Genomic DNA, 13,527 nt, shown 5'->3' with positions numbered 1-13,527 from the left:
GGCCGTGCGGCGGTTGCGGGGAAGAGTCCCACCACAGCCCGCCGGTTGTCAGGCTCCGATCAACTAATTGGCCGGAAAACGTCCGTTGCGCGGAATCGGCGTCCGTTTTCCGGACGATCCGTGCCCGTTCCCGCCCGGCCTCACCCGGCCGCGGTCCGCCCGTGCCAGGAGCGCCACAGGGCCGCGTAGGCGCCGTCGGCCGCCACCAGGTCGTCGTGGGTGCCCAGTTCGGTCAGCCGGCCGTTCTCCAGCACGGCCACCCGGTCCGCGTCGTGGGCGGTGTGCAGCCGGTGGGCGACGGCGATGACCGTACGGCCCTTGAGGACGGCTGCCAGCGCGCGCTCGGTGTGCCGGGCGGTGCGCGGGTCCAGCAGCGCGGTCGCCTCGTCCAGGATCACGGTGTGCGGATCGGCCAGCACCACGCGGGCCAGGGCGAGTTGCTGCGCCTGCGAGCCGTCGGGGCGGTGCCCGCCGGGGCCCAGCTCGGTGTCCAGGCCGGCCGGCAGCTCCGTGCACCAGTCGGCCCCCACGGCCGCCAGCGCGGCGTGCAGTGCGGCGTCGTCGGCGCCGGGCGCGGCGATCCGCAGGTTGTCGCGGACGGTCCCCAGGAACACATGGTGCTCCTGCGTGACGAGGACCACCTGGCGGCGCAGCACCTCGGGGCCCAGCTCGGCGATCGGCACCCGTCCGACGGTCACCGAACCGCCGCTCGGCGCCTCGATGCCGGCCAGCAGCCGCCCCAGGGTGGACTTGCCGGCTCCGGAGGGGCCGACCAGGGCTATCCGCTCGCCGGGGCGGATGGTGAGGGTGACGTCGTGCAGCACGTCGCGGCCGGGGGAGGCGGGGGCGCCGTCGCCGCCGGGCCTGGCGCCGTAGGCGTAGCGGACGGCCGTGACGTCGATGCGGTCGTCGGCCGGGACAACGGCGGGCGAGGGGGCGGACTTCGGGGTCGACGGGGCCTCGCGCAGCCCCTCGACGCGGGCGAAGGCGGCACCGCTGCTCTGGAGCTGCTCCACCCACAGCAGGATCGTGGCCAGCGGCTCGGCCAGCTGCCGCAGGTACAGCGCCGCGGAGACGACCACCCCCAGGCTGAGCCCGCCCCGCCCGTGCAGCACCCCGCCGACCAGCAGCACCCCGACCACCGGGAGGACGTAGGAGACCTCCACGGCGGGCAGCAGCACACTGCGCAGGAACAGCGTCCTGGTACGCGTACGCCGGCACCGCTCGATCGCCTGCTCGCTCGCCGCCCGCCGACGCTCCTGGAGCCCCAGCGCCTCGACGGTCCTGGCACCCGCCGCGGTGGCCGCCAACAGCTCGGCCAGCGCCGAGGTCGCCGCCCCCTCGGCCAGATACGCGCGGTGGGCCCGGCGCAGATACCACCGGACCGCCAGCAGGCCGCTCAGCAGACCCAGCCCGCACGCCCCGAGCAGGGGATCGAGCACCACCACCGCACCGAGCAGGAACAGCGCCTGCACCGACGCGATGAACACCTCGGGCGCGGCGTCCCGCAGCGTCCGGGCGACCGAGGTGACGTCCGTGGTGCCACGGGCCGTCAGATCACCGCTGCCGGCCCGCTCCACGGTCGCGGCCGGCAGCGCCAGCGCCCGGTCGACGAACTGCTCGCGCACCCGCGCCACGGTCCGCTCGCCGAAGCGGTGCCCGACGTACCGGGCGTACCGCGCCAGCAGCAGCTGCGCCAGCGCACACACCACGATGACCAGTGCCAGCCGGTCGACCGCGGCCACCCCGCCGCCGTCGCGCACCGTGTCCACGATCCGGCCGAGCAGCCACGGACCGGCCAGACCGGCGCCGGCGGCCAGCGCGTTGAGCGCGAGCATCAGGGCGAACGCCCGCCCGTCCAGCCGGATCAGGCTGAGCGCGGCCCGTCGGGTGGTGGCACGGTCGGCGACCGGCAGGGCCGCACCGCCGGGCAGGTCGTCGCCGCCTCGCGCGGGCCGGGTGGTGACCGCCGTCATCGTGCGCTCTCCTCTGCCAGGGACGCGGGCGGGGGCCCCGGGGCGCCGCCGTGTTCGTCGCCGAGTGTGCCGTCCTCGCCGCGCGCCACCAGACGGCGGTAGGCGGGCTGTTCGTCGAGCAGCCGGCGGTGGCTGCCGACGGCGGCGACCTTGCCGCCGACGAGGAAGCACACCGTGTCCGCCCGGTCGAGCAGCAGCGGTGAGGTGCTGGTGACGACGGTGGTACGGCCCGCGCGGGCGGCGTGCAGCCGGCCCGCGACGGCCGCCTCGGTGTGCGCGTCGAGGGCCGAGGTCGGCTCGACGGCCAGCAGCACCTCGGGGTCGGCCAGCAGCGCCCGCACCAGGCGCAGGCGCTGGCGCTGCCCGCCGGAGAGGTTGCGGCCCTGCGCCTCGATCGGCGAGCCGAGCCCGTCCGGCAGGCCACGGACGATGTCCTCGGCCAGCGCCGCATGGACGGCGCGGTCGATCACCGCGCCGGCCGGATCCCGGCGCCCGCCGATCACCTCGCGCAGCGTCCCGGCGAAGAGGTCCGCCTCGTTGTCCGCGACCAGGATGCGGTCGCGGACCTGCCGCAGCCCGATCTCGTCGAGGCGTACCGCACCCCAGGTCGCCGCGGAGTCCGCGAACCGGCCCAGCCGGTCGAGCACCGCCGCCGACTCGGCCGGGCGGGCGGCGACCAGCGCGGTCAGCAGCCCGGGCACCACCTCCACGCCGGACTCCGGATCCCGCAGCACGGCCGGCCCCTCGGGCGCCCGCCCCGCCTCGTCCCCGCCCCCCGCACCGCCTGCCGGGTCCGGCTCCCAGCGCAGGAAGCGCACGACCCGCCGGGCGGCGACCAGGCCCCGCGTCAGGTCGTAGCCGCCCTCGATGAAGAACGACACCGGCACCACCAGCGCCGCGGCATACCCGTAGACCGCCACCAACTCGCCGACGGAGATGTCACCTCGGGCGGCCATCCGCGCCGCGAGCCAGGTCACCGCGGCCAGGAACAGTGTCGGCAGGCCCACCCCGAGCGCCTGGATCCAGCTGGTCGTCGCGCCGACCCGATAGCCCTCGCGCCGCAGCGCCTGCGTATCGCGCCGGTAGCGGTCGGCGAACACCTCCTTGCCGCCCAGGCCGCCCAGCACCCGCAGCCCGCCGACCAGGTCCGTCAGCCGCGCCGCCAGCCCGCTCTGCCGCTCGCGATAGCGCGACTCCGCCCCCTGCAGCCGGCCCAGCAGCGGCCCGACCAGCACGGCGAGCAGCGGGACGCCCAGCAGCACCACCGCGGCGAGCAGCGGGGAGACGCCCAGCATCAGGACGGCGACGACCCCGTACGCCAGCACCGCGCCGACGCCGGGCCCGGTCATCGTCAAAGTCTGGCTGATCACCGCGACATCGCCGATGCCGATCGTGACGACCTCACCGGCCGTCACCTTCCGCGGCAGCGCCGCGCCCAGGCGCAGGGTGTGCGCCACCACGGCCCGCACCGTGCGGAACGTGGCGTCCATCCGGATCCTGGTCATCGTGCGATGCCGCAGCATCCCCAGCCAGGCGTTGAGCACCCCGACCCCCAGCAGCACCGCCGTCCACCCGACGAGCGCCGGCATCCGCCCCGGCGCCAGCCCCTCGTCGATCGCCCGCGACAGGACGTACGGCGGCAGCATCAGCCCCACCATCCACAGGCTCCCGTACGACGCGCCCGCCGCGACCCGCCACCGCTGACTGGTCACCAGCCACCACAGATACCGTCCGGCGCCGCGGTGGCGGGGCGCTCCCGTGCCCGGCTCCGCCGAGGTGTCCACCATCCCCGTCCCCCGTCTTCGTCCCTGCCGAGTCGGCCGATGCCCGGACCCTAACGCGTGCGAGAACACTGCGATCCGCACAAGAGGGCCCATCACGCCCCGCAGCGGGGGGGGGGCGGCCTCCGGCAGCGGGTCGGCGCGGCGGGCCAGGCCGACGAGGGCGTGCAGCGGGCCCTGGTCCGCGCCCGCCGGTGACGCCCGACGGCGTTCGGGTGTACCTCGACGCGCGGACGTTGCGGCCGGCCGCCGAGTGCGGATGATGGGCCTCATGGAGGTGCGGACCCTCGTCGCGGGCGGCGGGCTCGGCTGCGACCCGCCGGTCGCCGGGAGCCGGCCGAGGACCTCGCCATGCCCGTAGCGGACGCCCGCACGGAGGTGTTGATCGTCGGCGGCGGGCCGGTCGGGCTCACCGCCCGGGCGCTCCTGGAACGCTGGGGTGTGCGGGCACTGCTGGTCGAAAAGCACCGGGAGTTGTCGCCCTTTCCGCGATCCCGGCTGGTCAATGTGCGTTCGATGGAGATCTTCCGCCGGCTCGGGCTGGCTGCCGGGATCACCGCCGCCGCGTTCGCCCCCGAGTACGGCCGCATCCGCTTCCGCGACACCCTCTCCGACCGCGACTTCGCCACCGCGGCGATGGTCGGGGTGAACGCGCCGGTACCCGAGAGCCCCGTGACCGGTGTCGTCACCTCGCAGGACCGGTTGGAGCCCCTCCTGCTCGGCGCGGCGGACGCACCGGTGCGGTTCGGGTCCGAGCTGATCGACCTGGCCGAGGAGGCCGACGGTGTCGTGGCCCTGCTCGTCGACCGTCGCAGCGGTGACCAGACCCGCGTCCGCGCCCGCTACGTACTCGCCGCCGACGGCGCGAACTCCACCGTCCGGCAGCTGCTGGGCATCGACACCACGGGCCCCGGAGCGCTGGGGGACGTCACCACCGTCGTGTTCGACGCCGATCTCCGCCGCTGGTGCGCCCGCCGGCCCGCCGGGGTCTACTTCACCGCGCACGGCTCGTTCCTCCCGCTCTACCCGGAAGGAGGCTGGGCCTGGTTCGCCCCCACACCCGAGGACCCCGCGCGCGCCGACTGGCCCGGCTTCGTCCAACGCGCCCTCGGCCCCGGCGCCGGGGTACGGGCCGAGGTGCTGCGGGTCCAGCACTGGGTGATGAACGCGTTCGTCGCCGAACGCTTCGGCCATGGCCGGATCCTGCTGGCCGGCGACGCCGCGCACGCGATCCCCATCCTCGGCGGGCTGGGCATGAACGCCGGCGTCGCCGATGCGCACAACCTGTGCTGGAAACTGGCGGGCGTGCTCCACGGGTGGGCCGGACCGGGCCTGTTGGAGAGCTACGAGACGGAACGACGACCGGTCGCCCACCAGACCCTCCGCCAAGCAGTGGCCAACACCCAGCTGCTGCTCCAGGTGCAGGACCGGCGCCGCGCACAGCTCCGAAGCGGCGAAGTGACCCCGACCCGGATCGAACTGCCCTGGTCGGAGGAGTTCTTCGCCCAACTCGGTCTCGTGCTCGGCGTCTCCTACCGCTCCGACGCCGTCCTCGGCGACCACGGCACCCCGCCCGAGCCGTCCGACAGCGGCACGGACTACCTCCCCACCGCAGAGCCGGGCCGCCGCATGCCCCACCTCTGGCTCACACCCGACAGCTCCACGCTCGACACCCTCGGCGAATGGTTCACCCTCCTGACCCCGGACCCCGTCCACTGGGAGCGGCAGGCCACCGCCACCACACCCTGGCCGCTGCGCATCGAGCCGCTTCCGCACGAGCACCTCGACCTCTGCGGCCTCCGTCCGCACGGAGCGCTGCTCGTCCGACCCGACGGCCACATCGGCGCCCGCTGGCGCGACCGTCCACCGAGCGCGGCCACCCTCCACCACGCCCTCACCGCGATCACCCGCTCGACGCCCCCGGACGGCCAGGCACCCTAGGAGTCGCGGATCCTCCACGACCGACCGTCACCCCACCACTCCACCACTCCACCACCCCACCACCCCACTACTCCACGCTGTCCCGCCATGTGCGGTGCAGCTCGGCGAACCGGCCGCGGTCGGCGATGAGCCGGGCCGGCGGGCCGTCCTCGACGATCCTGCCGTCGGCCATGACCAGGACCCGGTCGGCGATCTCCACGGTCGACAGGCGGTGGGCGACGACCAGGGCCGTGCGGCCCCGCAGGACGGTGTCCATGGCGGCCTGCACCGCCCGCTCGCCGGGGATGTCCAGGGAGCTGGTCGCCTCGTCGAGGATCAGGACGGCGGGGTCGGCGAGCAGGGCGCGGGCGAAGCCGACGAGTTGGCGCTGCCCGGCCGAGATACGGCCGCCGCGCTTGCGGACGTCGGTGTCATAGCCGTCCGGCAGGGCGGTGATGAAGTCGTGGGCGCCGATGTGCTTCGCGGTGCGTTCGATCTCCTCGCGGGTGGCGTCCGGCCGGCCGATGGCGATGTTGTCGGCGACCGTCCCGGTGAACAGGAACGCCTCCTGGGTGACCATCACCACGCTCCGGCGCAGCTCGGCGGTGGACAGCTCGCGCAGATCGACGCCGTCGAGCAGCACCCGGCCCTCGGTGGGGTCGTAGAAGCGGGCCAGCAGCTTGGCGAGGGTGGACTTGCCGGCGCCGGTGGCGCCCACCACGGCGGTGGTCGTACCGGCCGCCAGGGTCAGATCGAAGTGCGGCAGCACCTCGCCGCCCGTGCGGTAGGCGAAGCGGACACCGCGGAAGGCGACCTCGCGCCCCGGCCGGCCGCCCGCCGGGGCCGGCAGCGCGGTGGGTGCCGCCGGCTCCGGGACGGTGGCCGGCTGGGCCAGCAGGCCGGCGATCTTCTGCAGCGAAGCGGCCGCGGACTCATAGGAGTTGAGGAACATCCCGAGCCGGTCGATGGGGTCGTACAGCCGGCGCAGGTACAGCACCGCGGCGGCGAGCACGCCGAGCGCCAGGTCTCCCGTGGCCACCCGGTAGGCGCCCCACAGGACGATCGCCGCCACCGCGGTGTTCGCCACCAGCCGGGAGGTGACGACATAGCGGGCCATCTCCAGCAGCGCGTCGCCGTTGACCCGTTCGTGGCGGTGGTTGAGCCGGTCGAACACGGCGTCGTTGAGCCGCTCGCGGCGGAACGCCTGCACCGGCCGGATGCCGTTGAGGGTCTCGGCGAACTTCACGATGAGGTCCGCCATCGCCGTGGACTTCGCGCCGTAGACCCGGTGCGTGCGGCGCCGGTAGGAGCGGACGAGGAGGTACAGGGGCGCGCCGGAGGCCAGGGCGGCCGCGCCGAAGCCCCAGTCCAAGGCGACCAGGGTCACGGTGATGTAGACCGCAGCGAGGGCGATCGTGATCAGCTCCTGCAGCCCCTCCTCCAGGAGCTCGCGCAGCGACTCGACGTCCGTCGTGGCACGGGAGATCAGCCGCCCGGACGTGTAGCGCTCGTGGAAGTCCAGGCTCAGCGCCTGCCCGTGCCGGAAGATCCGGCCCCGCAGGGCGAGCAGCACGTCCTGGCTGACCCGGGCGGAGAGCTGGATGAAGCCGAACTGCAGCCCGCCGGACGCCGCGGCGCACACCGCGGCCGCCAGCCCGACGGCGATCAGCGGCCCGAACCCGCCCGCCCGCACGGCCGGCACCGCGTGGTCCAGCGCATAGGCGACCAGCAGCGGCCCGGCCTGCACGGCGGCCTGCTGGAGGAGCAGCAGGACGGCCGCCGCCCAGACGCGGGGGCGGTGCGGGGCCAGCAAGGAGGCGAGGAGCGAGCGGGCGGCGCCCTTGGGGGCGGGCAGCCGGTCGTGTGCGAAGGAGTCGGCGGGCTCGGGCGACTGGGGTGCCTGCGGTGGGTGTGGCGGCTGCGGCTGATGCGGCCCCGGGCGCTCCTCGGGGTCGTCGGACGGGAGGCCGGGCGTGGTGGTCGTCATCGGGCGCCCTCTTCCTCGCCGGACATCAGAGCGGCGTACTCGGGGTGGTCCCGGAGGAGTTCGTGGTGGGTGCCGACGGCGGCGATCCGGCCGCCCGACAGCAGCGCGACCCGGTCGGCGAGCAGGACCGTGGACGGGCGGTGGGCGACCACCAGCGCCGTGGTGCCGGTCAGGACCTGGCGCAGCGCCGCCTCCACCGCGGCCTCGGTGCGCACGTCGAGGGCCGAGAGCGGATCGTCGAGGATCAGGAAGCGGGGCCGGCCGACGACGGCGCGGGCCAGGGCGAGCCGCTGCCGCTGCCCGCCGGACAGGCTCAGGCCCTGCTCGCCGACCTGGGTCGCGGCGCCCTCCGGGAGCGCACCGACGAACCCGTCGGCCTGCGCCACCTCCAACGCCCGCCGCAGATCCGCCTCCTGGGCGTGCTCCGCGCCCATCAGGACGTTCTCCGCGGCGGTCGCCGAGAAGAGCGTCGGGTCCTCGAAGGCCACCGCGACCAGGGAGCGGGCCTCGTCCCGGCCGATCGTCGCCAGGTCCCGCCCGTCGAGGGTGATCCGGCCGGCGGTGGGGTCGTACAGCCGCGGCACCAGCGCCGTGAGCGTGGTCTTTCCGCTGCCCGTCGCCCCGACCAGCGCCATGGTCTCGCCGGGGCGGATGTGCAGGGTGACGTCCTTGAGGGTGGGCGGGCTGTCCGGTGCCGCGTCGGGGTAGCGGAACGCGACACCGGAGAAGGCCAGGCCGCCGAGGGGGCCGCCGCCGCGGTCGCTCCCGTCGTCCCCGTCCCCGTCCCCGGCCTCGTTCTCGTCCCCGGCCTCGTTCTCGGCCACGTCGTCCGTGACCGCCGGCTCGTCCATCACCTCGAAGTAGCGCTCCGTGGCCGTCGCCGCCTCGCTGCTCATGGCCAGCAGGAAGCCGATCGACTCCACCGGCCAGCGCAGCGCCAGCGCGGTCGACAGGAACGCCACGAGGGTGCCCGCGGACAGCACGCCGTCGGCCACCTGGAGCGTGCCGAGCACCAGGGCGCCGGCGATCGCGATCTCCGGCAGCGCCGTGTTGACCCCCAGGATCCAGGCCAGCAGCCGCGCCTTGCGCAGCTCGGACGTGCGCAGCGAGCGGGTCAGCTCCTTGAAGGCGCGGGCCTGGCTGCGGTGCCGTCCGAAGCCCTTGATGACGCGGATGCCGAGCACCGACTCCTCGACCACCGTCGTCAGATCGCCCAGCTGGTCCTGGGTGCGGCGGGCCGCGCGCCCGTACTTCGCCTCGAAGACCGAGCACAGCACCATCAGCGGCAGCACCGGCGCCAGCAGCACCAGCCCCAGCGTCCAGTCCTGGGCCAGCAGCACCACCCAGCCCACCAGGATGGTCACGCCGTTGACCAGCAGGAACGTCAGGGGGAAGGTGAGGAACATGCGCAGCATCTGCAGGTCGGTCGTGCCCCGCGACAGCAGCTGGCCCGACGGCCAGCGGTCGTGGAAGGCGACCGGCAGCCGCTGGAGACGGCGGTAGAGCGCGGCACGCATCGCCGCCTCGACCCCCGCCAGCGGGCGCGCCACCAGCCAGCGCCGCAGCCCGAACAACAGCGCCTCCGCGACACCGAGCAGCAGCAGATATCCGCCGCCCAGCCACACCCCGCCCGCGTCGCGCTCCGCCACCGGACCGTCCACCAGCCACTTGAGCACCAGTGGAATGACCAGGCTCAGGCAGGAGGCGACCACCGCCACGAACGCGGCGGTGAACAGCCGCGCCCGCACCGGGCGCACGAAGGGCCACAGTCGCCACAGCGTGCGCACTGCGGAGCGTCGGGGTAAGTCGGTCCGGTCGGTCTGCTGCGTCGTGAGCGCGGTGTCAGCCATCACCCGCGAGCGTAAGGCGCACCACTGACAACGCTCCTGTGAATTTCCGCCCGCCTCAGCCCGGCACCGCCCGGAACAGCAGCACCGACCGCCCGCCGAGCGTGATCGTGCCGCCCGCCGCGTACGGCGGCTGCGCCGGCCCCGGTTGGTCCGTGCGGGCGGTGTCGACGAGGAGTTCGTACTCCCGTGCCCACGGCGGACCGGGCAGGACGAGCGGGCGGGGCTGGGCGGCGGCGTGCAGGACGGCGAGGAAGCTGTCGTCGACGATGCGGACGCCCCGGGCGTCGCGCTGGGAGATGTCGTTGCCGGAGAGGTACATGCCCAGGGTCGCTCCCGGGGTGTACCAGTCCTTCTCGGTCATCTCCGTCCCGTCCGCGGTGAACCAGGCCAGGTCGCGCAGACCGCCCTGCCGGTGCGGGCGACCGGAGAAGAACGCCCGGCGGCGCAGGACGGGGTGCGCGCGGCGCAGCGCGATCAGCCGGGCGGCGAGCTCGGCCAGCGGCCGCCATTCGGGGTCGTCCAGCAGCGACCAGTCCACCCAGCTGGTGGGGTTGTCCTGGCAGTAGGCGTTGTTGTTGCCGTGCTGGGTGCGGCCCATCTCGTCGCCGGCCACCAGCATCGGCACACCGGTGGACAGCAGCAGTGTGGTCAGCAGGTTGCGCAGCTGGCGGTGGCGCAGCGCGGTGACCTCCGCGTCGTCGGTCTCGCCCTCGGCGCCGCAGTTCCACGACCGGTTGTCGTGGGTGCCGTCGCGGTTGTTCTCGCCGTTGTCGGCGTTGCGCTTGTGCTCGTAGGTGACCAGGTCGCGCAGGGTGAAGCCGTCGTGCGCGGTGATGAAGTTGACCGAGGCGTACGGGCGGCGGCCGCCCCATGCGTAGAGGTCGCTGGATCCGGAGAGCCGGTAGCCCAGGTCGCGTACGTCGTGCTGGGCGCCGCGCCAGAAGTCGCGGACGGTGTCGCGGTAGCGGTCGTTCCACTCCGTCCACAGGGGTGGGAAGGCGCCGACCTGATAGCCGCCGGAGCCCACGTCCCACGGTTCGGCGATGAGCTTGACCCGGCGCAGTACGGGGTCCTGGGCGATCACGGCCAGGAACGGGGAGAGCATGTCCACGTCGTGCATGGAGCGGGCCAGCGCCGCCGCCAGGTCGAAGCGGAAGCCGTCCACGCCCATTTCGGTGACCCAGTAGCGCAGCGAGTCGGTGATCAGCCGCAGCACCTGGGGCTGGACGACGTGCAGGGTGTTGCCGCAGCCGGTGTAGTCGGCGTAGCGCCGGGCGTCGCCGGCCAGCCGGTAGTAGCCGCGGTTGTCGATGCCCCGTAGCGAGAGCGTCGGCCCCAGCTCGCCGGCCTCCGCGGTGTGGTTGTAGACGACGTCGAGGATCACCTCGATACCGGCGTCGTGCAGCGCCCGCACCATCCGTTTGAACTCGCCGACCTGCTGCCCGCGGGTGCCGGTGGCGGCGTAGCCGGCGTGCGGCGCGAAGTAGCCGATGGAGTTGTAGCCCCAGTAGTTGCGCAGCCCCCGGCGCACCAGATGGTCCTCGTGGGCGAACTGATGGACCGGCAGCAGCTCGACGGCGGTGACGCCGAGCCGGACCAGGTGTTCGAGGGCGGCCGGGTGCGCCAGTCCCGCGTAGGTGCCCCGCAGATGCTCGGGGATACCGGGGTGGCGCATGGTGAAGCCGCGCACATGCAGCTCGTAGAGGATGGAATCCGGCCAGGGCGTCTTGGGGCGCCGGTCGTCGCGCCACTCGTCCTCGCCGCCCTCGTCCCCGGCGTCCCCGCCGACCACGACGCCCTTGGGGACGTAAGGGGCGGAGTCGCGGTCGTCGCGTACGGTGTCCGCGATCTGCTGCTGCGGCCAGTCGCGGACGTGCCCGTAGAGCCGGGCGGGCAGTGCGACGCCGGCGCCGGCCGGCTCCGTACACGTCCCGAAGTCGCCGTCCACGGCCCTGGCGTACGGGTCCAGCAGCAGCTTCGCGGGGTTCCAGCGGGCCCCGCTCCAGGGGTCCCAGCGGCCGTGCACCCGGTAGCCGTAGCGGTGGCCGGGGCGGATGCCGGGCAGGAAGCCGTGCCAGATCTCATGGGTCAGCTCGGTGAGCGGATGGCGGGTCTCGCGCTCCTCCTCGTCGAACAGACACAGCTCCACGGCCTCGGCGCCGCCCGCCCACAGGGCGAAGTTGGTGCCCGCGACGCCGTCGGGCCCGGTGCGGTAGCGGGCCCCCAGTGGCGTCGGGCTGCCGGGGCGGACGTCCGCGGGTGGGGCGAGTGGTTCGTCCGCCACCGCCTCCTGCTCGGGTGCGCTCGACACGTGCCGGCCTCCTGCGGCTCATGGCTCGGTCGGGCGGTCCCCACCGGAGGGCGCCCCAGCGGCAGCTGGGGGCCCCGGCCGTGCGTGTGTCTCCGCCCTCCCCGTTGTTCTTCCCGCAACCGGGCGTTGCCTCACGCTTCCCGGCGCGGCGGCTCATTGTTCTGTCCATGCCTTGTCGGGAGATGTCCCTGACATTCCGTTACGCGGCATACCTCCCGACCCGGGGATCATCCGTCACAATCCGGTGTATGACCGTCCATCACCAGGGCCGAGCAGGAGACCGAGCGACGAGCCGCGGCGGCGTCCGTGTGCGGGCCCGGACGCCGGCCCGGGTGCGGGACCGGTCGGGCCGTCGGGGCGGTTCCCGCACCACCCGCCGGCTGCGTGCCGCGCTCGCCGCCGTGGCCGGGCTCGCCGGAGCGGTGGCGCTGGCGGGCTGCGCGGACTCGGTGCTGTTCGACAGCGGCCCCCCGCGCACCGTGGAGGAGATGATCCGCATCGTCCCGCACGACGGCGCCCACGGCGTGCGGACCGACGGGCGGTTCGAGATCCGGGTGCCGCAGGGCCGGCTGGAGCGGGTGGAGGTCAGCCGCGACGGGGACGCCGGCCGGCAGTCCGTCGCCGGCCGGATCTCCTCGGACGGCACGGTCTGGCGCCCGGCCTCCGGCCCGCTCCAGCCCGGTGCGCAGTACACCGTCGACGCGGTGGCGCTGGACGAGGCGGGGCACCGTGCGGCCCGCCACACCACCTTCACCACGGCCCTGCCCGCCCGGCGCGTCATCGGCCGCTTCTCGCCCCCGAGCGACACCACGGTCGGCACCGGCCTGATCTTCTCGATGGTCTTCAACCGGCCGGTCACCGACCGGGCGGCCGTCGAACGGGCCGTCCAGGTGAGCGCCCGGCCCGCCGTACCGGTCTCCGGCCACTGGTTCGGGCACCGGCGGCTGGACTTCCGGCCCCGCGAGCGCTGGCGTCCGGGCACCGAAGTCACCGTGCAACTTCGGCTGCGCGGGGTGAAGGCCGGACCGGACACCTACGGCACCCAGCACCGGACCGTCCACTACCGGGTGGGCCGGGACCAGGTCAGCACCATCGACGCCGCGCGGCACACCATGACCGTACGGCGCGACGGCCGGGTGGTGGCGGTGCTGCCGGTCACCGCGGGCGACACCCAGAACCCCACGTACAACGGGCGGATGGTGATTCTGGAGCGCCATTCGGTGACCCGGATGGACGGCGACACCGTCGGCTTCGGCAGCGAGTACGACATCGCGGACGTGCCGCACGCCATGCGCCTCACCAGGTCCGGGACCTTTCTGCACGGCAACTACTGGGCGCGCCCCGAGGTCTTCGGCGGCAGGAACACCAGCCATGGCTGCGTCGGCCTCAGGGACATCAAGGGCGGTGGCCGCGGCACCCCGGCGGGCTGGTTCTTCGGCCAGTCGGTCGTCGGCGACCTGGTGGTGGTCCACAACTCCCCGGAGCGCACGGTGGCGCCCGACAACGGCCTGGGTGGCTGGAACATGCCGTGGGAGCAGTGGCGGGCCGGTTCGGCGCTGGGCCGACCCGGCGGACATCCCTAGGGCGCGCACGCGTCCGCCAGTACCTCCGAGCACCCTCGCACTTGGGACTGAACGGTGACATCCGCGGGGAGTTCACTGTCATCGCGGTGTGGTTACCTAACGGCAAGCGCGCGGCTGCG

General features: G+C 74.3%; 7 protein-coding genes. 2 read left to right on the top strand and 5 right to left on the bottom strand.

Annotated features, from left to right (window positions below):
* Positions 1 to 140 precede the first annotated feature (140 nt).
* Positions 141 to 1,976 (bottom strand): ABC transporter ATP-binding protein, encoded by a 1,836-nt coding sequence (locus ACFWZH_RS19055; protein ID WP_384431974.1) that lies wholly within the window; start codon positions 1,974 to 1,976, stop codon positions 141 to 143.
* Positions 1,973 to 3,763, bottom strand: coding sequence for an ABC transporter ATP-binding protein (locus tag ACFWZH_RS19050; RefSeq protein WP_384431971.1), 1,791 nt, complete (start codon positions 3,761 to 3,763; stop codon positions 1,973 to 1,975). The genes ACFWZH_RS19055 and ACFWZH_RS19050 overlap by 4 nt, the downstream gene beginning before the upstream one ends.
* Before the next feature lie 345 nt (positions 3,764 to 4,108).
* On the opposite strand from ACFWZH_RS19050, the gene ACFWZH_RS19045 reads away from it, so the two are divergent.
* Entirely contained in the window at positions 4,109 to 5,698 is a 1,590-nt protein-coding gene (locus ACFWZH_RS19045) for an FAD-dependent monooxygenase (RefSeq protein WP_384431968.1), read from the top strand.
* A 67-nt stretch (positions 5,699 to 5,765) separates the two neighbouring features.
* Here ACFWZH_RS19045 and ACFWZH_RS19040 read toward each other — a convergent pair whose 3' ends face one another.
* Genes ACFWZH_RS19040 through glgX form a run of 3 tightly spaced genes read right to left on the bottom strand, consistent with a single transcriptional unit; the run spans position 5,766 to position 11,825 of the window.
* On the bottom strand, positions 5,766 to 7,664 hold the full coding sequence (locus ACFWZH_RS19040; RefSeq protein WP_384431965.1) for an ABC transporter ATP-binding protein: 1,899 nt from the start codon (positions 7,662 to 7,664) through the stop codon (positions 5,766 to 5,768).
* Positions 7,661 to 9,514 (bottom strand): ABC transporter ATP-binding protein, encoded by a 1,854-nt coding sequence (locus ACFWZH_RS19035; protein ID WP_384431962.1) that lies wholly within the window; start codon positions 9,512 to 9,514, stop codon positions 7,661 to 7,663. The genes ACFWZH_RS19040 and ACFWZH_RS19035 overlap by 4 nt, the downstream gene beginning before the upstream one ends.
* 55 nt (positions 9,515 to 9,569) lie before the next feature.
* A complete protein-coding gene (glgX, locus tag ACFWZH_RS19030) occupies positions 9,570 to 11,825 on the bottom strand; it encodes a glycogen debranching protein GlgX (RefSeq protein WP_384431959.1) in 2,256 nt (751 codons plus the stop codon).
* Between the two features lie 248 nt (positions 11,826 to 12,073).
* Between glgX and ACFWZH_RS19025 the strand changes: the two genes are divergently transcribed.
* Positions 12,074 to 13,408, top strand: coding sequence for an Ig-like domain-containing protein (locus tag ACFWZH_RS19025; RefSeq protein WP_384431956.1), 1,335 nt, complete (start codon positions 12,074 to 12,076; stop codon positions 13,406 to 13,408).
* Positions 13,409 to 13,527: the final 119 nt, after the last annotated feature.

The organism is Streptomyces sp. NPDC059008, assembly GCF_042749045.1.
GTDB lineage: Bacteria > Actinomycetota > Actinomycetes > Streptomycetales > Streptomycetaceae > Streptomyces.
Note: the sequence above shows the minus strand (reverse complement) of the source record. Positions and strands in the feature narration are given on the sequence as shown.

Bases quoted from the DNA above. Each gene is read 5' to 3' on its own strand.
- ACFWZH_RS19035 (WP_384431962.1), bottom strand. From the start codon at position 9,514: ATGGCTGACACCGCGCTCACGACGCAGCAGACCGACCGGACCGACTTA.
- ACFWZH_RS19045 (WP_384431968.1), top strand. From the start codon at position 4,109: ATGCCCGTAGCGGACGCCCGCACGGAGGTGTTGATCGTCGGCGGCGGG.
- ACFWZH_RS19025 (WP_384431956.1), top strand. From the start codon at position 12,074: ATGACCGTCCATCACCAGGGCCGAGCAGGAGACCGAGCGACGAGCCGC.
- ACFWZH_RS19050 (WP_384431971.1), bottom strand. From the start codon at position 3,763: ATGGTGGACACCTCGGCGGAGCCGGGCACGGGAGCGCCCCGCCACCGC.
- ACFWZH_RS19040 (WP_384431965.1), bottom strand. From the start codon at position 7,664: ATGACGACCACCACGCCCGGCCTCCCGTCCGACGACCCCGAGGAGCGC.
- ACFWZH_RS19055 (WP_384431974.1), bottom strand. From the start codon at position 1,976: ATGACGGCGGTCACCACCCGGCCCGCGCGAGGCGGCGACGACCTGCCC.